The sequence below is a fragment of the Rhodococcus sp. 27YEA6 genome (assembly GCF_044908235.1).
GTDB classification, from domain to species: Bacteria; Actinomycetota; Actinomycetes; order Mycobacteriales; family Mycobacteriaceae; genus Rhodococcus_F; species Rhodococcus_F qingshengii.
Genome location: NZ_JBIYCY010000007.1, coordinates 246498 through 268760 on the forward strand (window position 1 = coordinate 246498; position 22263 = coordinate 268760).

The following is a 22263-nucleotide window of genomic DNA, read 5'->3' on the forward strand; positions in this document are numbered from 1 at the left end:
TCGGGGATTGCTCAGCCCAGGCGCTCCAGGATGGTCGCGTTGGCCAACCCACCTGCCTCACACATGGTCTGGAGTCCGTAGCGCGCGCCGCGCTGCTCCATCGCGTTGACCAGGGTGGTCATGATCCGCGTTCCGCTGCCGCCCAGTGGGTGGCCGAGCGCGATGGCGCCGCCGTGGACGTTGACCTTGGACAGGTCGACGCCGGTGTCCGCTGCCCACGAGATGACGACGGGGGCAAAGGCCTCGTTGACCTCGAACAGATCTATGTCCGAGACCGTCAATCCCGCACGGGCCAGGACCTTCTGCGTAGCCGGGATGACCGCGGTGAGCATGTAGAGCGGATCGTCGCCGGCAACTGCGAAGCTGTGCAATCGTGCCTTCGGGGTGAGGCCGAGTTTCGCGGCGATCTCACTGGTCGTGATCATCACCGCCGAACTGCCGTCCGAAAGCGGGCTGCTGTTGCCCGCGGTGATGGACCAGTCGATCTGTGGGAATCGCTGTGCGTAGTAGTCGGATTCGAAGGCGGTCCGTAGGCCGGCCAGGGTCTCGACCGTGGTGCCGGGGCGGATGGCCTCGTCGACCGACAGCTGCGGGAGCGTGGCGAGTTCCTTGGTGAAGTACCCACTCTCGGTTGCCAGCGCGGCTTTCCGATGACTCGACGCCGAGAACTCGTCGAGTTGGGTGCGGCTCAGTCCCCACTTGGAGGCAATCAATTCGGCGCTGATGCCCTGCGGTACCAGACCATCCGGATAGCGCTCTTCGAAACCCATGCCGAGTGATTCGCGCCCGATGCTGCTCGAGCCCATAGGGACTCGGCTCATCGACTCGACTCCGGCAGCGACAACGATGTCGTACGCACCGGCAATGACGCCCTGAGCGGCAAAATGAACTGCTTGTTGGCTACTTCCACACTGTCGGTCGACGGTGGTTCCCGGTACCGACTCAGGGTAGCCGGCGGCGAGAAGGGCAGTGCGAGTGACATTCTGGCTCTGTTCACCGACTTGGCTTACCGCTCCACCGATGACGTCGTCGATCAGTGCTGCATCGATTCCAGTGCGTTCGACTACCGCCTTGAGGCTGTGGGCGAGGAGGTCGACGGCGTTGATGCCGTGCAGGGCGCCGTTCGCCTTTCCCTTGCCGATCGGAGTGCGAACGGCTTCGACGATAACTGCGTCTCTCATGACAAATTCCTTTCAGGGATGGCGGATTCAACAGGGACAACCGGGGTGGGTGTGGTCGCAGGCGTCATTCCCAGTGATGCCAGGGCAGACACAAGCGCGACGGCAAAGATCACCCACCAGGCCTGGCGGAAGGTGTCGTAGTCGACAGCAGAGCCGAGAACCGCGATCAGAACGCTCACGCCGAGAACGGTTCCGATCTGTCGGCTCATGCTGACGATTGCGCTACCGGTGGCCGATCTGGCAGGTGCCAGATCCGCCGTGGCCTGCGACAGAATGGTCGGCAGGGCAAGACCGACACCGATCCCGGCGATGATCCAGCCTGGTAGGAGTCCGGTCGCGTAGTTGGGCGTCGTATCAACCGAGACGAGAACGAGTACGGTTCCGACTGCCCACAGAAGGCTGCCGAGTGCGGCGACGCGTCCCGCCGAGTACCTGCGCGTCAGCGATCCGCCGGCGATGGCGAACAGCGGAACGAGAAGTGGACCCGGTGAGACGGCGAAACCGGTTCGCAGAGCCGAGTATCCCCAGGCTTCCTGGAGCCACAGGATGTTCGAGAGAAGACCCGCGGCGAATGCTGCGCTGAACAGGATGGCGGTGACGTTGGACCAGGCAAACGAGCGGATCTTCAGAAGATCCGGAGCAATCAACGGAGTCCGGTGACGAGAGTTGCTCCACCAGAACGAGAGTAGTGTCACGGCGGCCACGGCGAAGGCGATCAGAACGCGATTGTCGGTCCATCCCCAGTCCGGACCCTGGACGAGTGCCAGGGCGAGAGAGCCGATTCCGACGGTGAGGAGGGCAGCGCCGACGAAGTCGATACCGGCATCGGGGTCCTTGTGTGTTGTATCCGGTACGAGTCGGACTGCGAAGTAGAGCAACACGATGCCCACTGGAACATTGATCAGGAAGACCCAGCGCCACGAGGCCTCTACGAGGATGCCGCCCACGACAGGGCCGAATGCAGCTGCTGCAGCGCCGGCGGCTGCCCAGATGCGAACGCCGGATTGACGTTTCGCGGCGGGAAGCGCATTGATCAGAAGCCCGAGGCTGGCCGGGGTGAGCGCAGCGGCGCCGACTGCCTGGACGATACGGAAGGCCACCAGTGCCCACAAGGACGGGCTGAAGGCACAGGCGGCGCTGGCGAGGGTGAACAGTGCGAGGCCGGCGATGAAGGCGCGCTTGTGCCCGATCCTGTCCGCCCAGCGTCCGAGGGGTATCAACAGTGCGGCGTAGACGATCGCGTAGCTGTTGAGGATCCAACTGAACTCGCCCAGCGAGTGACCTGGGTAGCTCTTGGCGATGTCGCCGAAGGCCACGTTGACCACAAAAAGATCGAGGCTGGCGACAAACGGCGCCCCCGACAGTATCGCGAGCAGGGGTCCGGTCCGCACCGGCTGGCTATGAAGTTCCATAGTCAGCAATCTAGACTCTGGCTATGGTTATGGCAAGCCAGGGGGTATGGTGAATTGCATGGACGCTGTACGACTGACCGGAGTGCTCGAAGATCGCGACGCCTGGCGGGCCACGCACTGTTCGATCGGGCGGGCCATGGAAGTGGTCGGCACTCGATCCGCGATGCTCATTCTGCGAGAGGCCTATTACGGCACAACGCGTTTCGACGACTTCGCGTCGCGAGTCGGCATCACTGAGGCGGTTGCGTCGGCGAGGCTGAAAGAACTCACTGAGGCGGGACTGTTCGAGCGTGTGCCGTACAAGGAGCCTGGAAAGCGGACGCGGCACGAGTATGTGCTCACCGAGAAGGGCCGTGACCTGCTGCCGGCGGTTCTCGCGCTGATGCAGTGGGGCGACAAGTATCTGCACGGCGGAAAAGGTGGACCGTTGGAGGTGGCCGACGACGCTACTGGTGAGCGCGTTCGCGTCGAGGTGCGCAGTGAGTCGGGTCGTGAAGTGCCTTTGGGGGGGTTGCGAGTCTCTGTCAACGAATCGCGTCGGCGGTTGCGCGAATAGCGATGCATCTCAACAGCTCTCGAGTGTAGGTCTTCTTGAAGTTGTCCGGTTTGTCTCTGGTTATCGAAAGTATGTTCGATTAAACTTTGAGCATGGACAGTCGGGAAGCATGGCAACTGGATAGCGAGGACCTCAAGGGTGAGGTTCTGGATCTGGTGCGCGCCCGACACGAGTTGCAGTCGCGGATGGTGTTGCTGATCGTGGAGATGTTTTCCCGTGAGGTTCTCGGCGGGAAGGGTTTTCGGGCGATCGCACAGTGGTTGCATGGTTCGACGAATCTGGAGATCGGTGAGTGCAGTCTGCTGGTCGGGTTGGCGCGGTTGTTGATGCTCGAACCTGTTGTCGGCGATGCGTTTCACCGTGGTGACGTGGATGCGTTGAAGGCGCGGCAGGTGGCGTCGTTCTGTCAGCATCCGCCGAAGAACATGACGCCGGCGGACGTGGAGACGGCTCGCGGGATCCTGTTGGGCCTGGCGTCGAAGAACATTGCGGATTGTGATGCGGTGCGAGTGGCGATCCGGCGGATCGAGAAGCAGTACGGCAGGCGTGAGGACGGCGTCCCGGTGGGTGAGGATTCGGAGCGCAACGAGTTCTACGCCTCGAAAGGCTTGTACGGGCGGGTGACCGTGAAGGGTGATCTGGATGCTGTGAACGGGGCCCGGTTGATCACGTTGTTGTCGAGCCTGTCTGCGCCGACACCGGAAAAAGACGGCGTGAAGGACACACGCACGCCTGCATTACGGCGTGCGGATGGGTTCTGCGATTTACTGCAGCGGTACGAGCGGGCGGGGTTGGGTCCGATCGAAGGCGGAGTGAAACCGCACATCACGGTGACCGCGTCGGCAAAAGATATGACGGACCTTAAAGTTCTGAAAGACCTGTTGCCGTCCACCGAGGAACTGGGTTTCGCGTGGGCGGATTGGGTGGGCCCCATCAGTATCGATACCGCGCGGATGTTGGCGTGCGACTGCACCGTGACGCGGATTTTGTTGGACGAGAATGGTGTTCCGCTCGACTGCGGCAAGGAAGCGAGAACGGCGACGGTTCCGCAGCGGCGGGCGTTGGCGGTTCGTGATGGTGGTTGCGCGTTTCCGGGGTGCGGGACACCGTCGGGGTGGTGCGATGCCCATCATATTGTTCACTGGAACGATGGTGGCCCAACAGATCTCGACAATCTGATCTTGTTGTGCGGTCATCATCATCGAACGCTGCACCACACCGAATGGCGGGTCGAGATCGGCCCCGACCGAAAAACAGTGTTCTATCCACCGATGTCGATTGATCCGTTCCAGCGGCCCATCGGCGGGAACAGTCCGCCCACCGCGGCGTGAATCGCGACAACTGAAGACGTGAGCACCGGGGCACAACCATGCCCCGGTGCTCGAGCTCGCGTTTGGGAGTCCCCGCGTTTGGGAGTTTTGTGGCAGGGCGTCAGCTCAGTGACTTCTTGAACCCGACATGGGAGGCCACAAATCCGAGTCGCTCGTAGAAGTCGTGAGCTTCCTTGCGAGTTTGATCCGAAGTGAGCTGCGCCAGGAACGCGCCGCGCCGGGCACCTTCTTCGCAGGCCCAACGGATCATCGAACTGCCGATGCCTTTACTTCGGTATTCCTCGTGGACGCGAACAGCTTCGATCTGCAGTCGCGTGGCACCCATCCGGCTCATACCCGGAATGAAGGTCAATTGCATTGTGCCGACTACCGCGTCGCCGACCAGAACGGTGACGAGAAGTTGAGCCGGATCCTCGTCGATTCGCTTGAACGCGTCCTCGTAGATCGTTCGGGCTTCGGGGTTGGTCGTCTCCCGGGTGCTGCCGATCGGGTCGTCGGCGAGCAAGTCGATCAGTGCCTCCACGTGTCGAATCTCGGCCCGCGTGAGGGTGTACTCCACTCCGCCGGACTGAAATGACGTCGCAATCATCGATGCTCCCCTGAAGAAGAATGAATGTCTGAAATGTCAGACTCTCACGAGTCTCCTCCAGCGCACTCGATCACGTCCAAAAACGCATGAGGGCGTTACCGAGCATGGCGTAGTAGTCGGACACACCGCTCAATTCGAAGATCCAGTAGATCGCGTCGAAGAAGACGACATTGATCTGTGGGACGAACAGGAGCGCAACCAGCAGGAGCAGTCCGTACGGCTTGAACTGGTCGAGTTGGTGCCGTGTATTGGGTGCGAGGTAGGGCTCCAGCGCGTTGTAACCGTCCAGACCCGGGACTGGGAGCAGGTTCAAAACTGTTGCCATGACCTGCAAGAAGGCCAGGAAACTGAGGCCGGCCCAGAACGTCAGATGCTCGGCCGATGAGCCGTACGTACGTATGACGACGAGGAGGATCACGGCGGCGACGGCATTCGTGAACGGACCGGCGAGCGATATTCGGGCCTGCACCTTGGGCGGGAACATCCCGGTGCGCAGGTACACGGCGCCGCCGGGAAGCCCGATGCCGCCCAACGCGATGAACAGCACCGGCAGACCGATCGAGAGCATCGGATGGCTGTACTTGAGCGGGTTGAGCGTCAGGTAGCCACGAGCCTCGACGTCGGTGTCTCCATGACGCCACGCCAGATAGGCATGCGCGAATTCGTGCAAGCAGAGCGTGACCACCCAGCCGGCAACCACGAGGACAAAAACACCCGCGCGGCCCGCGATGGAACCCCACGTCGAGTTCCAAGCGACGATTCCGGCGATGACAGTGATCGCAACGACGCCGAGGAAGACAGGGCTCGGCCGAACCGCCGACCGTGCTGCTCCGGTTCTCACCTGACCAACAACCAAGTCTTGTCGTGCCGGTAGAAGGTCGAACGCTTCAGATCGCGTGGGTTGGCCACCCCGTCGCGAACCAGTCGCGCTGCCGGCGAGCCCAGTTGAATGGCTCGGCCTTCCAGCCAGCGTCGCCCGCTCCAGCGGCTCTTGCGGTCGACTGATGCCTTGATCCCGGGGAGCTTGGGGCTCGGCACTATCCGGATGCCGGGGACTGTGCCGGAGAACAGCTTGTTGTCGTCGACGTAGGCCTCGCCGATCAGTTCGTCTGCATCCGCCGGACCCGTGACAGTTGCTGCACCTACCAGCGCGATTCCAGCGTCGTCGCGAATGAGCGGCACGGTGTGGACTGTGCCTTTCAAGGCCGTGCGCGCAGCTCGTGCACCGGTCGCGAGTTTGTACGCGTCGGTTGCGTCGGACCTGTTCTCGGTGACGTAGGCGAGTTCGACGTTGAGTCGCTCCAATCGCATCAACCGCGTCAATGCCGCGGCAAACGCGCCGTCGTTGCCCACGACGATCAAACGCGGCTCCGTCACGACCTGCAGTTGGGACAGTGCCTCGTCGAAGTCTTGCTTCTCCGGAAGCTCGGGGACAGTGAACGACGTGAGTTCACCCAGGGGGAGTGGAACCGGCGAATCGCCACATTTGAGCACCACAGGGGTCAAAGCCACTCCTAGCTCGATCAGACTTCTTCTCGGGTAGTGGGACCTCGCCACCCTTCCCCGAAATGGCCGTCCGAATCACTGCCGACGATCTTAGTGCGAGTCTCTGTGTCGACTCGCAATCGTGATGGTCACCGGCCAAATTCTGGACCGTCAGGTCTGGTCTGATGCTCTGGGCTAGACTGCTCCTTCGGTCACTGCAACAGTTCGGCGCTGCATCATGTGCGCGGAAGCCAGGCAGTACCAATGCGGCGGGACAACTGCTGCACGTCGACCGTAGGAGACAACGTCATGCCGGCAATCGTCCTGATCGGCGCCCAGTGGGGCGACGAAGGTAAGGGCAAAGCTACAGATCTACTGGGCGAGCAGCTTCAGTGGGTCGTGCGATACCAGGGCGGTAACAACGCCGGACACACCGTGGTTCTGCCGAACGGTGACAAGTTCGCACTGCACCTCATCCCGTCCGGAATCCTCACCCCCGCCGTCAACAACGTCATCGGTAACGGTGTCGTCGTCGACCCGGGTGTGTTGTTGACCGAATTGGCAGGCCTGGAAGAGCGCGGCGTGGACACGTCCCGCCTGCTGCTTTCTGCTGATGCGCACCTGATCATGCCGTACCACGTGGCCATCGACAAGGTCACCGAACGCTTCCTGGGAGCGAAGAAGATCGGCACGACCGGCCGCGGTATCGGCCCGTGCTACCAGGACAAGATCGCCCGTGTCGGTGTCCGTGCCGCGGACGTCCTTGACGAGAAGATCCTGACCCAGAAGGTCGAAGCAGCACTCGAATTCAAGAACCAGGTGCTGGTCAAGATCTACAACCGCAAGGCACTCGACCCGCAGCAGGTCGTCGAAGAGGTACTGACGCAGGCCGAGGGTTTCAAGCACCGCATCTCGGACACGCGCCTGGAGCTCAACCTCGCCCTCGAGCGCGGCGAGACCGTTCTGCTCGAAGGTTCGCAGGGCACTCTGCTGGACGTCGACCACGGCACGTACCCGTACGTGACCTCGTCCAACCCCACTTCGGGTGGTGCGGCGGTCGGTTCGGGAATCGGTCCCACCAAGATCACCACAGTGCTCGGCATCCTGAAGGCGTACACGACGCGTGTCGGTTCCGGTCCGTTCCCGACGGAGCTGTTCGACGATCACGGCGCATACCTGGCGAAGCAGGGCGGCGAGGTCGGTGTCACCACCGGACGCGCTCGTCGTACGGGATGGTTCGACGCTGTCATCGCGCGTTACGCGACGCGCGTCAACGGCATCACCGACTACTTCCTCACCAAGCTGGACGTGCTGAGCAGCCTCGACACCGTGCCGATCTGTGTCGCGTACGAGGTGGATGGTGTCCGCCACGACGAAATGCCGATGTCACAGAGCGACATTCACCACGCCAAGCCCATCTACGAAGAGATGCCCGGCTGGTGGGAAGACATCTCGGAGGCTCGCACCTTCGAGGAACTGCCGCAGAATGCGCAGAACTACGTGCTTCGTCTCGAAGAGCTTTCGGGTGCGTTCATCTCCTGCATCGGTGTCGGCCCCGGCCGCGACGAGACGATCGTCCGGCGCGAGATCGTCCGCTAGTTTGTTCCCTCGAAATCCCCGCTCATGCAAGCATGAGCGGGGATTTCGTATTTCAAGCCAGCTTCGACAAGTGTGCGGTGACGGTCTTCCAGTCGGGAAACTTGGTGCTGCCGAACTTGATCCACTCACCCTCGAATCGATCTGCTCCGTTTGCTCCGCGGTCGTCGACGAGGTAGTCGCCTCGATTGAGGTGCTTGTGGTGCGAGAGGATCAGTCGTTTGTACGCGACGCTGCCTTCCTCCATTCCGAGGTGCTCTTGGACCCACAGAACCTTGTCGTGCCAGGCTGTGGCGTTCTTCCACGGCGCTGTCGAGAGGATGTAGGTGTCGAACTGCTGTGCCAGTTGGTGGTAGGCGTCGATAGCGCCGTCGAGAGGATCCATGCGAGAGAAGATGTGCGGCGCTTCGTCGAGGTCGTTCTTGTACTTCTCTCGGACGCCGTCGGTCAGGCGATCGATGCCCGACTGGAAGTTGACCAAGGTGTTGTCGAGATCGATATAGAGAATCTTTTTGGAAGCCGGCATGGGAACCCTCTCTGGAGACTTTCTGAGTGCGAAAAGAGTCCAGTTTTACGCAACTGGACTGAGATCAGTGAATTCTTCCCCCTGATCACAATCGCACGGGGATCTGACAGCGTCGTTCTCGCGGTCTGATGTCTTGTCGTGGAAGATGCCGCCGAGGGGTGCTGCCAGGCGAAACTGCTCCAACCGAATGTATGTACCTTCACCTTCGGCGGGCGCGAAGAAGTAGACGAGTGCCACGAAGAGTCCGATGCCGATCAGGGTTGCGAAGGTAGTCATGGACATATGATCAACTCGACTGGTATTGAGTTACATAGCCAAGTTGTCGATACTGGACTGCATGATGACTCGAGTTCTCGGTGCCCGTTCGCTCGCGCGCGATCTGGGATCCTGGCAGGAAGAGTCCGGACGCAGGCCCGCGTACCGTGCGCTTGCCGACGGTATCCGCCTGCTCGTGCACGACGGTCGCGTTCCGCTGGGAGTCGCACTGCCGAGTGAGCGTGAACTTGCGGCGGTACTCGAACTCAGTCGAACCACGATCACGTCGTCGTACTCGGTGCTGCGAGACGAGGGGTACCTGATCAGCAGGCAGGGGTCGCGAAGCACCGTGGCATTGCCTGCCGGCGCGCGGCCGAACGGGTTGATGTTCCGCTCCCATCAACCCGGGCCGAGTGGACCCGTCGTCGACCTAAGTTACGCGGCGATGGCAGCTCCCGCCGCTCAGGTCGAACTGGCGTATGCGTCTGCGCTGCAGGAACTTCCGAACTTCCTTCCCACACACGGGATGGAACCGGTCGGGATCGCCGACTTGCGTGACGTGATCGCGCAGCGCTACACGGCGCGGGGTCTTCCCACCACCGCCGAACAGATCATGGTGACCTCGGGTGCGCAGCACGCGCTTCGATTGTTGCTGTCGGTGCTCACCTCACCCGGCGAGCGAGTGCTGGTCGATCATCCGACGTACCCCAATGCGCTGGAAGCGATTCGGCGAAACGGCGCTCGGCCCGTACCGGTTCCGGTCCGACCGGAGTTCGCGGCAGCCGGAGCCTGGGATCTCGACGGGATTCGTAGTGCAGCAAGGCAAACCGCTGCCAGAATGGCATACCTGATCCCCGACTTTCACAACCCGACCGGCCTCTGCATGGACTCTTCCGGCCGCGCCGAGCTTGCGAAGATTGCGCACGAAACGCGAATGACTCTGGTCGTCGACGAGACGATGGTGGATCTGTGGCTCGACACACCACCGCCGGCGCCGGTCGCCTCACATGGGCGAGGCGCAGCGAAAACCGAAGTGGTGACGCTCGGTTCGACCGCGAAGTCGCTGTGGGGCGGGCTACGTGTCGGTTGGATTCGCGCCGATGGCGCGCTCATCACCCAGTTGGTGGGGGCGCGTGCCGCGGTCGACCTCGGTACTCCCGTCATGGATCAGTTGGCAGCCGCCTACTTGCTCGCCGACGACCGCTCGTTGCTCGAACAGCGTCGCGAAGTTCTGCGAGAACAGCGTGCGGTACTCCTCGGTGCGGTGGCCGAGCATCTGCCGGACTGGCGTCCCACCATCGGTTCCGGCGGAATGTCGGTCTGGATGCGAATGTCCGCGCCCGTCTCGACGGCGTTGGCGGCGGTGGCACCCAACTTCGGCGTACTCCTTGCTGCCGGCCCCCGTTTCGGCGTCGAAGGTGCGTTCGAACGATTCATCCGCGTGCCGTACGCACGTTCTCCCGAGGACCTCATTCGCGGCGTTGCGTCCATCGCCGCTGCGTACGACACTCTCGCGACGGATCGCGACACGGCAGACCAACGAATGGTCGTCGTCTGAGAACTGGGTACACACCCTGAAAGTGGTGTGAAACCAGGAGGTAGGGCATGACGGCGGTAGACGGTACAGGCGCAGCGGGAACCAGTGCGGCGGAAGCGCTCGCAGAACGATTGTTCGCGGCCACGCTCGGGGCATCGGAGCTGCAGGCCGTGTATCTGGGCGACCGGTTGGGCTGGTACCGCGCGCTGAGCGATCACGGCCCGCTCACGTCGACGGAGCTGGCGGACCGGACAGGGACCGTCGAAAGATATGCGCGGGAGTGGCTCGAGCAGCAGGCCGTCGCCGGTTATGTGGACGTCAATTCGGATGCCGATTGCCGGTACAGCCTGCCGCAGGCCCACGCCGATGTTCTGGTCGACGACGAGAACCTACTTTTCCTGGCGCCGCTGGCCAGGCTGTTCGTCGCGACGACATCGTCGATGCCACGTCTACTCGACGCTTATCGTCACGGTGGGGGAGTCACGTGGGAATCGATGGGCCCCGATGCTCGCGAGGGTCAGGCGCTACTGAATCGGCCGATGTATCTCCATCAGCTCTGTCAGCAGTTTCTGCCGGTAGTCACCGACCTGCACGCCACACTTTCGGACGGCGGGCAGGTCGCTGATCTCGGGATGGGGGAGGGCTGGTCGTCGATCGCGCTCGCCCTCGGATACCCGAAGATCGAAGTGCACGGCTTCGACGTCGACGCGGCGTCGGTGAATGCTGCCCGTCGTAACGCTCATGATCGGGGGGTGGACGACCGCGTGCATTTCTCGTTGGTCGACGTCGCCGGACAGGCTCCTGAGGCCGGGCGAGCCGATGCCGGGACCTACGATGCCGTCTTCGCTTTCGAGTGCCTTCACGACGTTCCGGATCCGGTGGGTTTTCTTTCCACGGCTCGGGCGATTGCCCAGCCGGGCGCTCCGGTGATCGTGATGGACGAACGAACGGCGGATGAGTTCGATCCCGAGGCGGGCCCGATCGAGCAATTGCTGTACGGATTTTCGCTGACCTGCTGCTTACCGGACAGTCTTTCGCATCCGGGGAGCATTGCCACCGGGACGGTGATGAGGCACTCGACACTCGAAAGCTATGCCAAGGCGGCAGGTTTCGAGCGGGTGGACGTGCTGCCGATCGAGCACGAGATGTTCAGGTTCTACAGGTTGGGCTGACGCCCCGTGCGCCTTTTTGGTTGCAGTAACTACCAAAAAGGCGCACAGGGGCCGAAGGCCCTAGGTCCAGACCGTATCGATATCCGTCGCCTCACGCGCCGGCGCAGCAGGCGTTGTGGTGGGCGTGCGCGAGAAGCGCGGTGCGGGAGCATGCTGGGTGACGCCGTCCAGTTCGATGAGCGAACCGCGAGCCGCGATGTGTTCGTTGGACGGAGCCTCGGCGAAAGTCAGGACAGGGGAGACGCAGGCGTCGGTGCCGAGGAAGATCTTGGCCCACTCGTCGCGAGTCTTGGACAGGAACTTTTCGGTGAAGAGCTTCTTCATGTCGTCCCACTTGGACGTGTCCATCTGGTGAGGGAGCGTCGCGGGATCGAGTTCGAGGCCCTCGAGCAGCAATGCGTAGAACTGGGGTTCGATGGATCCGACGGCCATGTACTTGCCGTCGGAGGTCTCGTAGGTGTCGTAGAACGGAGCGCCGGTGTCGAGGAGATTGACGCCGCGCTCGTCGGACCAGACGCCGCGACCGCGGAATGCCCACATCATGTGGGAGAGCGCGAGGGTTCCGTCAACCATTGCCGCGTCGACGACCTGGCCCTTACCGGACGTCGAGCGCTCGACGAGAGCCGACAGAATGCCGAAGATCAGGAACATGGAACCGCCGCCGAAATCGCCGACCATGTTGAGCGGCGGGACGGGACGTTCACCCTTGCGTCCGATGGCGTTGAGGACACCGGTCAGTGAGATGTAGTTGATGTCGTGACCGGCGGCGTTGGCGAGCGGTCCTTCCTGTCCCCAGCCCGTCATACGGGCGTAGACGAGGCGCGGATTGCGCTCCGAGACCACGTCGGGTCCGAGTCCCATGCGTTCCATGACGCCGGGGCGGAAACCCTCGATGAGGACGTCGGCGCGGCCCAGGAGATCGAGCACTTTCGCGACGTCGGCCGGGTCCTTCAGGTTGGCCTCGACGATGCGGCGGCCGCGCTTGATCTGGTCGGTTGCGTTCGAGTCCTGCGGAATCTGCCCTGCGCGCTGCACGATGACGATGTCGGCGCCCATGTCCGCCAACAGTGTCGCGGCGTGCGGGCCCGGTCCCAATCCAGCGAATTCCACGATCCGAATGCCCGCGAGCGGGCCCTTCTTCTCCACAGCTTCTGCAGACACACGCACTCCCAATTCAGACGGTGACAACACTTCTGACCCGACGGTAACGTGTCGAATCGATCAGGTGTGCTCCGGGGCACTGTGTCCGCCGAGGGAGGCGCCGATCACTAGACGGCGGCACCCTCGAACTGAGCGTTGTAGAGACGGAAGTACGCGCCCGCCGCTGCGATGAGTTCGTCGTGTGTGCCCTGCTCGACGATCTTGCCCGCCTCCATCACGACGATCAGATCGGCGTTACGGATGGTGGAGAGCCGGTGCGCGATGATGAAGCTGGTCCGCCCGACGCGCAACGCGGACATTGCTTGCTGCACAAGCTGTTCCGTACGTGTGTCGACCGAGCTCGTCGCCTCGTCGAGAATCAGCAGCGACGGCTCCGACAGGAATGCACGAGCGATCGTGATGAGCTGCTTCTCGCCGGAGCTGATGTTCGACGCCTCCTCGTCCAGCACGGTGTCGTACCCGTCCGGGAGGGTGTGGATGAAGCGGTCGACGAAGGCAGCGCGTGCGGCTTCGTGAATCTCGTATTCGCTGGCGTCGAGTCGGCCGTATGCGATGTTGTCGCGGATCGTGCCGCCGAAGAGCCAGGTGTCCTGCAGAACCATGCCGACGTGCTTGCGCAAGTCGGAGCGGCGCATCTGCGAGATGTCGACGTCGTCGAGAGTGATTCGGCCGGAGTCGACTTCGTAGAAGCGCATGAGCAGGTTGACCAAGGTGGTCTTGCCGGCACCGGTGGGCCCGACGATGGCGACCATCTGCCCGGGCCGGGCCGTGAGGTACACGTTCTCGATCAACGGCTTGTCCGGCTCGTACCGGAACGAGACGTTCTCGAACTCGATGTGACCGACGTTGCGATGACGTCCGGCGGGCTCGGGGAGGAGCGGCACGTCGATGTCGGGCGACTGCTCGGGTTCGTCGAGAAGCTCGAAGACCCGCTCCGCCGACGCGGCTCCGGACTGCAGGCTGGTCGACATGGACGCGATCTGCGTCAGTGGCTGGCTGAACTGGCGCGAATAGACGATGAAGGCCTGAACGTCACCGAGTGACATGTTGCCGCTGGCGACCTTGAGAGCGCCGACCACAGCGAGCAGCACGTAGGTGATGTTTCCGACGAAGTTCATGACCGGCATGATCAGGCTGGAGAGGAACTGTGCGCCGAAGGACGCGTCGAGGAGCTTCTTGTTCTGCTCGGCGAATTCACGCTCGGCTTCGGCCTGATGCCCGTACACGCGTACCAGGTCGCGACCGCTGTAGTTCTCCTCGATCTGCGCGTTGATCTTGCCCGTCTCGGTCCACTGAGCCTTGTACAACACCTGTGCTCGCTTGGCGACCCTGGCAACGAGGAGCACCGATACCGGCACCGCGATCAGTGCGATCAGGGCGAGCATCGGAGAGATGACGAACATCATCGTCAGGACGCCGAGGACGGTGAGCACCGACGTCAGGAGCGAGGTCAACGTCGACGACAGCGTCGACGAGATGTTGTCGATGTCGTTGGTGACGCGGCTGAGGATCTCGCCGCGCGGTGTCTTGTCGAAATACGGAAGGGGGAGACGGTGAAGCTTCGCCTCCACCGAGGCACGCAGGTTGTAGATGGTCTTCTGGACGATGATGTTGAGGAGGAATGCTTCCAACCAGGCAAGCAGCGACGAGAGCAAGTACACGCCGATCGCGAGCATGACGACTTTGCCGATGGCGTCGAAGTTCAGACCCACACCGGGAACGACGTCGGTCGAGTTGGCGACAAGATCGGCGAACGTCGAATTCCCTGATGCCCGGATGGCGTCTGCGGCCTGCTCGCGGGTCAGTCCGGCGGGCAGGCTCTTGCCGATGAACCCGGCGAAGATGAGGTCTGTCGCGTGACCGAGGATTTTCGGCACTGCGACCGACAGCGCGATGCTGGCGATCGTCGCAACGACGACACAGAAGACTGCAAACTTGTGCGGCTGCAGAAGCGAGAGAAGCCGCTTCATCGTCGCCTTGAAGTGGCGAGGTTTGGTGTCCGTCGCGGTCAGCGCGGGCTTCGGCTCTTTGTCGGGGGTCTCGGGGTTACTCGACTTCGCATCCCCGTCCGCGGATTCAGGTTCGCTCGGGATCTTGGCGAACACCACCGTCGGGGCATCGTCGAAGTACTGGCTGTTGGGGCCGCCCCATGTCGGGTCCTGCGGGCTGGTCATGCGCTCATCTCCGCGGGAATCTGGGAAGCCACGATCTCTTGGTACGTCGGACAGTTGGCCAGAAGGAACTGATGGTCGCCGAGGCCGACCGGCGCACCGTCTTCGAGGACCATGATCTGGTCGGCATCGATGATCGACGCGACGCGCTGAGCCACGATGATGACCGTCGAATGAGTCGAAACCGTCCGGAGTTCGCGTCGGACCGCGGCGTCCGTATGCATGTCGAGAGCGGAGAACGAATCGTCGAAGACGAAGATCCGGGGTCTGCGGACCACCGCTCTGGCGATGGCGAGACGTTGTTTCTGTCCGCCCGAGAGATTGCCGCCGCCCTGCGCGATCGGTGACTCGAGACCGTCGGAGAGTTCCCGGACGAAGTCGTCTGCCTGGGCGATGGTGAGGGCTGCCCAGATGTCGTCGTCGGTGGCGGTCGGGTTTCCGTAGCGGATATTGCTCGCGATCGTGCCGGCGAACAGATAGGCCTTCTGGGGCACGTATCCGAAGTTGGCGAAGAGTTCGTCCTGATCCCAGCCACGGACGTCCAAGCCGTCGACCAGGACGGCGCCGGCTGTGACGTCGAAGAGCCGGGGGATGAGTGAGACGAGGGTCGATTTGCCACTGCCCGTACTGCCCACGATCGCGGTGACCGTGCCTGGCATGCATCGCATCGAAACATTCGACAGAACCGGCGTTTCTGCTCCCGGATACGTGAATCCGGCTCCACCGAACTCGACCACGCCGTATGGGCTGGTCGGGCGAAGGGGCTGGGCCGGCGCGGGCACGGTCGCCTCGGTGTCGAGTACTTCGGTGATGCGGTCGGCGCACACGGCGGCGCGGGGGATCACGACGGCCAACATGGTCGCCATGACCACCGACATCAGGATCTGCATGACGTAGGCGAGGAAGGCGCTGATCTGTCCGATCTGCATGTCCCCGGTGTCGACCAGATGCGCGCCGAACCACAGGACCGCCACGCTCGACAGGTTGGCGATCAACATGACGGTGGGCAGCAGAACCGCCTGGTACCGGCCGATGAGGAGCGAAGTGTCGGTCAGTTCCTTGTTGGCCTTGTCGAAGCGGATCGTCTCGTCGGGTTCGCGAACGAAGGCGCGAATGACACGCATACCGGTGAGCTGTTCGCGCAGTGATCGATTGATGTTGTCGATCCGCGTCTGCATCGTCCGGAAATGCGGGATCAGCTTGGCCACCACGACCGAGACGGTGATGCCGAGCAGTGGTACCGAAATCGTCAGGAGCCAGGACATCTGCAGGTTCTCGCGCAGAGCCATGATGATGCCGCCGATGCACATAAGTGGGGCGCTGACGAGCATCGAGGACGTCAGCATGACCAGGGCCTGGATCTGCAGGACGTCGTTGGTGTTGCGTGTGATCAGCGTCGGCGCACCGAAACTGTTGAATTCGCGATCCGAGAAACTGCCGACTGCCTTGTAAAAGGCGCCTCGAACGTCGTGGCCGAAGCCCATCGACGATTTTGCAGCCAGATAGGTCGATGCGACCGACGCGATGATCGACGCAAGCGAGACCAGGAGCATGATCCCGCCGGTGGACATGATGAATCCGGTGTCGCCTCGGGCGACGCCGTCGTCGATGATCCGCGCGTTGAGTGTGGGGAGGACCAACGACGCGATGGCCCCGAAGAGTTGCAGTGCGAGGACCCCGGCAAGCAACCAGCGGTACGGCGGCAGGTACGTCTTGAGGAGTTTTGCTAGCACGACGGTTCCCGGTGAGTTGCCTCGGTTGCCGCTCGTTCGCGATTGATCACACGCACACGGTATGACAGATCGCGGTCGAGGTTGGCACCGACTCTGACGATTGCATCCTTTTGTCCTAATTGACTGTGATCTCGAACACACTCGAATTCGAGATTGGATTCAGGTCACAGCACCTGAACTGCAGGTTTACATATTAATCCAATGTGTCACGTTTTCGCTTGGACAGAAACAAACTGGACGTACGTATTTAGCTTGGCTACAAAGACGTGGAGCGAACAAAACGTGCGCCGCGTCATAGATATTCATGCAAGGAGTCACATATGGGATCCCTCGGAAACCTCCTCAAGGCCAACGGTATGGGCTGGGGCATTCTCCAGCTTCTGCCCCTGGTCAACATGCTCAAAACCCTTCAGGGGCTGGACACCGCGAGCTCGAACTCCTGACGTTCGACCTCGAGAAATCTTCCGAAACAACACAGGAGTAGTCGCATGACCTCGATTCAGAATCTCGACGCCTTCCTCAAGAGTGTTCTTGCATTCGTGACCAAGTTGAACGCGGGATCGGCAGACGGCTCGGGTTCGGCCGGTTCGGCCGCCGAGTAGTTCTCGGTCCTCACTTCATCTCAACTGCATTCCGACAAAAGGAGGCCCGACATGGGTTCATTCGAAGACTTCAGCGGCGTCGTCAAGACGTTCATTCCGGTGCTCAAGGACCTGTTCACGGCACTCGGTGGTGGCTCTCTCACCCCTGGGACGGGATCGGCGGCCGATAAGTAAGTCCAGTTTGTCCGAAAGTGTGGCTCGCAGTTGTCTGCGGGTCACACTTTTCGGCTTTTCACTGTGAGCTAAATCACATTATGGGACATTCTAGAGGGTGGATTTGCCCTTTGAACTGCAATTATCCGTAAGGGTGTGACCGAAAGTCCGCATTGATAGCTATTAGGTAGCTAGACAAGTGTGGAAAGCCGGTCTATAAATGCAGGCAGCGCCAAGTAAGTGCGCTACATCACAGCTCGGGATGTTGTTCGGGGGGCGGTTCAGCCATCCGTGCGGCAGAAGTTCCCGAACCATCTCGGCCACCGCCTGCGGCCGGAATGGCGCTGGAACATCACATCACCTCACATACAGGAGAACCTCCTATGTTCGGATCACTCAGCACCCTCGGACCCCTGCTCACCGCGCTCGGAGCTTTCCTCAAGTCCGTTCCCACCGAATCGCTGTCCGGCAAGGGCGAGGGCTCGTCCACCGGTTCACTCTCGGGTCTGTCCAGCGGATCCGCCGAGTAGTCATCCCTTCCGGCAGGTCCATTCGGCTCTGCCGATCGGATTGCATGCAGGTGCCCTCTGTCCACTGTCGTGGCCGGAGGGCACTCGCGTTTGCGGAGATGGTCGCAGCTGCCGTTTTGGCATGTGAACACAGAACTGCGAGTGGCAGCACCTGCGTACGATGGTTCGACGACATCGGCATACGGTCACCGCGACGTCCGGTGCTCCCGAATTCAGAGGTAGCCGACCGCGAGGTGACGCATGGTAGGGACGAGTCGCTTTCTGCGCCTTCTCCTAGTGCTGGCCGTCGTACTTGCGGCATCGTTGATCGGCATCCTCACGCGCCCACCAGGTTTGCTCGCGACTTTCTGGTGCGCCAACGCCATTCTGCTTGGAATGATGGTCAGATGGCCGGTCCTGATCGAATGGCGGACGTGGATCGCCGCGGCCGTCGGATACGTCTGCGCTGACCTGATTACGGGCAACTCGCTGTCGCTTGCCCTGCAGCTGAACGGGGCCAACCTCGCCGGAGTGACGCTCGGTGTTCTCGTTCTGTACTACTTGAAGCGCACACCGTTCCGATTGGTCGATTCGCAGTCGCTGGTATGGATGGTCTTTGTTTCGTTCGTCGCGGCGACTGGTACCGCGGCCACGGCCGGCGCCTTGGACCGGCTCTTACGCGGTCAGTCCTTTGCCGACACGTTTTTCCACTGGGGTGCCACCGAGGTCATGGCGTACCTGCTGGTCCTTCCTCTCATTCTCACTCTCACCATCCCATCGAGTCTTGCCGAGTTCCGCAGGAAACTGACCGCCAGAACTGTCGCCGCTCTGAGCGTTCCGCTACTCGCCACTGCAGCCTGCGTGCCGATCGCCCTCAGTATCGAAGGGCCGATTGCGCTGGTCTTGCCGATTCCAGCTCTCCTCTGGTGTGCCACTCGCATCTCGGTTCCGAGCACTGCCTTCGTTTCAGTGGTCTGGTCGGTGTGGTCACTCATGATGGCGGGTAGCGGTCGACTCGACATCGGAGATCAAGCCGCCTCGACGTGGAACGAGGACGTCATCACATCCATAGCGGTCACCCTGATCGCGTTGGGGCCGATAGCGGTTGCCTGTGCGACCGAGGAACGCCGTGCTGCCGAGCGTGAGCTCTTCCTTGCCGTCGAATTCGACCATCTGACCGGGGTCCTCTCGCGCGGTGCGTTCCTCGGCCACGCGGAAGCGGAACTTGCCGACGCGACTCGCACACAATCTCCGGTCGGCCTGCTGATGCTCGACCTGGACCACTTCAAGAGCATCAACGACACGCATGGACATATGACCGGTGACAGCGTTCTCGCGAACTTCGCCGAGCGGGCCGCTGACCGATTGTCGGACGGCGATCTGATCGGAAGGCTCGGCGGCGAGGAGTTCGCCGTTCTGCTTCCGGACTGCAGCTACGCGCGAGCAATCGATGTCGCCGAGGCGGTCCGCGGCGCGCAAGTCGAGTACTCGGCCGAATCAGATGTGACGAGCACCGTCAGCGTCGGCGTCGCGTGGGTCGATCATGCGACGCCGGCGCTGTCGACCCTCATGAGCGTCGCAGACGAGGCTCTGTACGACGCCAAGCGTGCTGGGCGCAACCTCGTGAAAGTGCACCGCGTCGGCAACGACACCGTGCCGCAACGGAATTCCGAGCCGGACACTGCCACCCACACCTATCGCAAACCTGCGCTACCCCGAACGATCCGGCGAGGATTTGGCCGCGAAGGTGTGGTGGACGGCCGATAACCGCGCTGACCTGCATCGGGATTGGCATATAGTCGCACCCATGCAGCTTGATTCGACGCCTTCGCCCCTGCCGACGCTTCCGCTCCGATTCGGAACCCCACTGACCGAGAACTCCATCCGCGTGATGATGTTGGGATCAGGCGAGTTGGGTAAGGAAGTTGTCATCGCGCTGCAGCGTCTGGGCGTCGAAGTGATTGCGGTGGATCGGTATCCCGATGCCCCTGGGCACCAGGTGGCTCATCGTGCTCATACCGTCGACATGACCGATCCGGAAGCACTGCTTGCCGTCATCGAGTTGGAAAAGCCTCACTTCGTGGTTCCCGAGATCGAGGCCATCGCGACGGATGCGCTTGCACTCGTCGAAGAACGCGGGGGTGCGGTGGTCATTCCGACCGCCCGAGCCACCCAGCTCACGATGAACCGTGAGGGAATCCGTCGGCTCGCGGCCGAGGAGTTGGGCCTGCCCACTTCGCCGTACGCTTTCGCGGACTCGCTTGCCGAAGTGCAGGCAGCGACAGACCGAATCGGTTTCCCGTGCGTCATCAAGCCAGTCATGTCCTCGTCGGGGAAGGGACAGTCGACGGTTCGATCCGCCGAAGATCTCGACGCCGCATGGGATTACGCGATGGCCGGAGGTCGTTTGAATCACGGCCGGGTGATCGTCGAAGGCTTTGTCGATTTCGATTACGAGATAACGCAATTGACAGTTCGAGCCGTCGGTGAGAGCGGTCAGGTCGAGACGTCGTTCTGCGAACCGATCGGGCACCTGCAGGAGGCCGGAGACTACATCGAATCGTGGCAGCCGCAGCAGATGTCCGCGGTTGCCCTCGCCTCGGCCCGAGACGTCGCCGAGAAGGTGACCACGGCTCTGGGCGGGCGAGGCATCTTCGGCGTCGAGCTATTCGTGAAGGGCGACGACGTCTTCTTCTCCGAAGTGAGCCCACGGCCGCACGACACCGGATTGGTGACTCTGCGGACGCAGCGACTTTCGGAGTTCGAACTGCATGCCCGCGCGATCCTGGGCTTGCCGGTCGACACGACGCTCACTTCTCCGGGAGCGTCGGCAGTGATCTACGGCGGAGTGGAGGCAAAGGGGATCGGATTCGAGGGCGTCGCCGAGGCGCTCGCGGTTCCCGAGACGGACCTGCGACTCTTCGGCAAGCCGGAGAGCTTCACGCGTCGTCGCATGGGTGTTGCAGTGTCGACGGCCGCCGATGTGCCTACTGCACGCGACCGTGCTCGCGAAGCCGCGTCGAAGGTGCGTCCCGTCGGATGAGTCCTGTGGCCGAGGTCCTCGTCGGGCTGGTCATCCTGGTCGGTCTGATCGGTGTCGTCGTTCCGATTCTCCCGGGGACGCTTCTTGTTTTCGGTGCAATTCTAGTGTGGGCGATCATGACCGGTGGCGCGACGGCGTGGACGGTGTTCGCGCTGTCCACGCTGGCACTGGTGGTCACCGGGATCGTGAAGTACACGTGGCCGGGCAAGCGGATGAAGTCCGGGGGAGTGCCCAACCTGTCGGTGGTGGTCGGCGGCGTCGTCGGCATCATCGGGTTCTTCGTGATTCCGGTCGTGGGGTTGTTCCTGGGATTCATCGTCGGAACGTATTTCGCGGAACTAGCGCGGCTGCGCCGTTACGACATCGCTTGGTCGTCGACGCTTCACGCGGTGAAGGCAGTCGGATTGTCCATGCTGGTGGAACTGTTCGGAGCGCTGATCGCGGCGGGGCTGTGGCTGGGAGCCGTTGCGTTCACCTGAGCGCAGCGGTACCAGGAGCGGGCGTTGTCGCACATGACCGCGGGCAGGTCGTCGCCGACAGCGTCGGCGATCACGTCCAGGTCGTGGACCTCGAACGCTCGACGTGCCCGTGTACCGGGTAGATCGGTGCCGAACATCAGCGCAGCGGGATTGACCGCGTGGATCTGGCGCAGCACATCGCTGACGTCGGAGATGGTGGTGCGGCCGAACCCGGTGGCTTTGACGCGCACTCCGCGGTCGACGAGGTTGAGGAGATACGGCAGTCCGCGGGTGGACATTCCCAAGTGGTCGATGCTCACCGCGGGCAATTTGGCGAAGACCGGTTCCAACGACAGCAACAGCGTGGCATCGACGTAGAACTCGGCGTGCCAGCCGACCAGATCGAATGCGCGGTTGGCGAGATCGGCGAGCAGACGCAGGTCGGTGGCGCCGCGGCGCAGGTTGAACCGGACGGCACGTACTCCCAGTGCGTCCAGGGCAACGATGTCTTCATCCGTCGCATCGAGCGGCAAAGCAGTGACGCCCACCCAGCCTTCGCCGAGTTCGGACAAGGCAGCTTTCAGGTATTCCTGGTCATTGCCCTGGTACGACGCGGTCACCACCGCGCCGCCGTCAACGCTGAGGCCCTTCAGCGAGGCAATCCGGGCCCGGTAATCGGCCACGGTGAAGGGCTCAGGCAGGTACCCGTGATTCTCGACCAGCGGGAAGCGCGGGTCGATGATATGCACATGGGCGTCAAACACGGGGTCTATTTTGCCCTGTTGCCCTGGGT

At 62.3% G+C, this 22263-nt stretch carries 22 protein-coding genes; 11 read left to right on the forward strand and 11 right to left on the reverse strand.

Features of this window, described 5'->3' with window-relative positions:
* Positions 1 to 11: 11 nt before the first annotated feature.
* Both ABH939_RS20025 and ABH939_RS20030 read right to left on the reverse strand, forming a co-directional pair.
* Positions 12 to 1181, reverse strand: a complete 1170-nt coding sequence (locus tag ABH939_RS20025) for a thiolase family protein (protein WP_404650010.1) — start codon at positions 1179 to 1181, stop codon at positions 12 to 14.
* Positions 1178 to 2593 (reverse strand): MFS transporter, encoded by a 1416-nt coding sequence (locus ABH939_RS20030; RefSeq protein WP_042452157.1) that lies wholly within the window; start codon positions 2591 to 2593, stop codon positions 1178 to 1180. The genes ABH939_RS20025 and ABH939_RS20030 overlap by 4 nt, the downstream gene beginning before the upstream one ends.
* A 58-nt stretch (positions 2594 to 2651) precedes the next feature.
* Between ABH939_RS20030 and ABH939_RS20035 the strand changes: the two genes are divergently transcribed.
* The gene (locus ABH939_RS20035) at positions 2652 to 3149 is read left to right on the forward strand and encodes a helix-turn-helix domain-containing protein (protein WP_336504948.1); all 498 of its coding nucleotides are present in this window, start codon (positions 2652 to 2654) and stop codon (positions 3147 to 3149) included.
* 92 nt (positions 3150 to 3241) lie between these two features.
* Entirely contained in the window at positions 3242 to 4480 is a 1239-nt protein-coding gene (locus tag ABH939_RS20040; protein ID WP_404650011.1) for a DUF222 domain-containing protein, read from the forward strand.
* A 100-nt stretch (positions 4481 to 4580) separates the two neighbouring features.
* Here ABH939_RS20040 and ABH939_RS20045 read toward each other — a convergent pair whose 3' ends face one another.
* The 3 genes from ABH939_RS20045 to ABH939_RS20055 all read right to left on the reverse strand — a co-directional run bounded on the left by ABH939_RS20045 (position 4581) and on the right by ABH939_RS20055 (position 6581).
* Positions 4581 to 5069, reverse strand: coding sequence for a GNAT family N-acetyltransferase (locus tag ABH939_RS20045; RefSeq protein WP_003944410.1), 489 nt, complete (start codon positions 5067 to 5069; stop codon positions 4581 to 4583).
* Between the two features lie 70 nt (positions 5070 to 5139).
* Positions 5140 to 5910 (reverse strand): site-2 protease family protein, encoded by a 771-nt coding sequence (locus tag ABH939_RS20050; protein ID WP_003944319.1) that lies wholly within the window; start codon positions 5908 to 5910, stop codon positions 5140 to 5142.
* A complete protein-coding gene (locus tag ABH939_RS20055) occupies positions 5907 to 6581 on the reverse strand; it encodes a hypothetical protein (RefSeq protein ID WP_080961056.1) in 675 nt (224 codons plus the stop codon). Before ABH939_RS20055 ends, ABH939_RS20050 begins: the two co-directional genes overlap by 4 nt.
* 282 nt (positions 6582 to 6863) lie before the next feature.
* On the opposite strand from ABH939_RS20055, the gene ABH939_RS20060 reads away from it, so the two are divergent.
* Entirely contained in the window at positions 6864 to 8153 is a 1290-nt protein-coding gene (locus ABH939_RS20060) for an adenylosuccinate synthase (RefSeq protein WP_003944351.1), read from the forward strand.
* A 52-nt stretch (positions 8154 to 8205) separates the two neighbouring features.
* Here ABH939_RS20060 and ABH939_RS20065 read toward each other — a convergent pair whose 3' ends face one another.
* Both ABH939_RS20065 and ABH939_RS20070 read right to left on the reverse strand, forming a co-directional pair.
* Positions 8206 to 8676, reverse strand: coding sequence for a 5' nucleotidase, NT5C type (locus tag ABH939_RS20065; RefSeq protein ID WP_042951097.1), 471 nt, complete (start codon positions 8674 to 8676; stop codon positions 8206 to 8208).
* A gap of 45 nt (positions 8677 to 8721) precedes the next feature.
* Positions 8722 to 8952, reverse strand: coding sequence for a hypothetical protein (locus tag ABH939_RS20070; protein WP_039972704.1), 231 nt, complete (start codon positions 8950 to 8952; stop codon positions 8722 to 8724).
* Positions 8953 to 9013: 61 nt separating this feature from the next.
* Here ABH939_RS20070 and ABH939_RS20075 point away from each other — a divergent pair, with 61 nt between their 5' ends.
* Both ABH939_RS20075 and ABH939_RS20080 read left to right on the forward strand, forming a co-directional pair.
* Positions 9014 to 10489 carry a PLP-dependent aminotransferase family protein gene (locus tag ABH939_RS20075; RefSeq protein ID WP_404650012.1) on the forward strand — a complete coding sequence of 492 codons (1476 nt, stop codon included), beginning with the start codon at positions 9014 to 9016 and terminating at the stop codon, positions 10487 to 10489.
* Between the two features lie 47 nt (positions 10490 to 10536).
* Positions 10537 to 11640, forward strand: coding sequence for a class I SAM-dependent methyltransferase (locus tag ABH939_RS20080; RefSeq protein ID WP_404650014.1), 1104 nt, complete (start codon positions 10537 to 10539; stop codon positions 11638 to 11640).
* A 60-nt stretch (positions 11641 to 11700) separates the two neighbouring features.
* Here ABH939_RS20080 and ABH939_RS20085 read toward each other — a convergent pair whose 3' ends face one another.
* From ABH939_RS20085 to ABH939_RS20095, 3 genes are all read right to left on the reverse strand, one after another.
* A complete protein-coding gene (locus tag ABH939_RS20085; RefSeq protein ID WP_042924245.1) occupies positions 11701 to 12801 on the reverse strand; it encodes a CaiB/BaiF CoA-transferase family protein in 1101 nt (366 codons plus the stop codon).
* A gap of 107 nt (positions 12802 to 12908) precedes the next feature.
* A complete protein-coding gene (locus tag ABH939_RS20090) occupies positions 12909 to 14975 on the reverse strand; it encodes an ABC transporter ATP-binding protein (protein WP_003944426.1) in 2067 nt (688 codons plus the stop codon).
* Complete coding sequence (locus ABH939_RS20095; protein WP_007726810.1) at positions 14972 to 16705, reverse strand: ABC transporter ATP-binding protein; 1734 nt, start codon at positions 16703 to 16705, stop codon at positions 14972 to 14974. Before ABH939_RS20095 ends, ABH939_RS20090 begins: the two co-directional genes overlap by 4 nt.
* Positions 16706 to 17025: 320 nt before the next feature.
* On the opposite strand from ABH939_RS20095, the gene ABH939_RS20100 reads away from it, so the two are divergent.
* The 6 genes from ABH939_RS20100 (at position 17026) to ABH939_RS20125 (ending at position 21491) form a co-directional block, all read left to right on the forward strand.
* Entirely contained in the window at positions 17026 to 17148 is a 123-nt protein-coding gene (locus ABH939_RS20100) for a hypothetical protein (protein ID WP_003944443.1), read from the forward strand.
* A 210-nt stretch (positions 17149 to 17358) separates the two neighbouring features.
* On the forward strand, positions 17359 to 17481 hold the full coding sequence (locus tag ABH939_RS20105; RefSeq protein ID WP_019749478.1) for a hypothetical protein: 123 nt from the start codon (positions 17359 to 17361) through the stop codon (positions 17479 to 17481).
* Between the two features lie 362 nt (positions 17482 to 17843).
* A complete protein-coding gene (locus tag ABH939_RS20110) occupies positions 17844 to 17990 on the forward strand; it encodes a hypothetical protein (protein WP_007726811.1) in 147 nt (48 codons plus the stop codon).
* Positions 17991 to 18230: 240 nt separating this feature from the next.
* Positions 18231 to 19736, forward strand: coding sequence for a GGDEF domain-containing protein (locus tag ABH939_RS20115; RefSeq protein ID WP_223304638.1), 1506 nt, complete (start codon positions 18231 to 18233; stop codon positions 19734 to 19736).
* Positions 19737 to 19776: 40 nt separating this feature from the next.
* Positions 19777 to 21012, forward strand: a complete 1236-nt coding sequence (gene purT, locus ABH939_RS20120; RefSeq protein WP_404650015.1) for a formate-dependent phosphoribosylglycinamide formyltransferase — start codon at positions 19777 to 19779, stop codon at positions 21010 to 21012.
* Positions 21009 to 21491 (forward strand): DUF456 domain-containing protein, encoded by a 483-nt coding sequence (locus ABH939_RS20125; RefSeq protein WP_019749482.1) that lies wholly within the window; start codon positions 21009 to 21011, stop codon positions 21489 to 21491. The genes purT and ABH939_RS20125 overlap by 4 nt, the downstream gene beginning before the upstream one ends.
* Here the strand turns inward: ABH939_RS20125 and ABH939_RS20130 are convergent.
* Entirely contained in the window at positions 21395 to 22234 is an 840-nt protein-coding gene (locus ABH939_RS20130) for an amidohydrolase family protein (RefSeq protein WP_223304639.1), read from the reverse strand. The two genes, ABH939_RS20125 and ABH939_RS20130, sit on opposite strands and share 97 nt — an antisense overlap.
* Positions 22235 to 22263 lie beyond the last annotated feature (29 nt).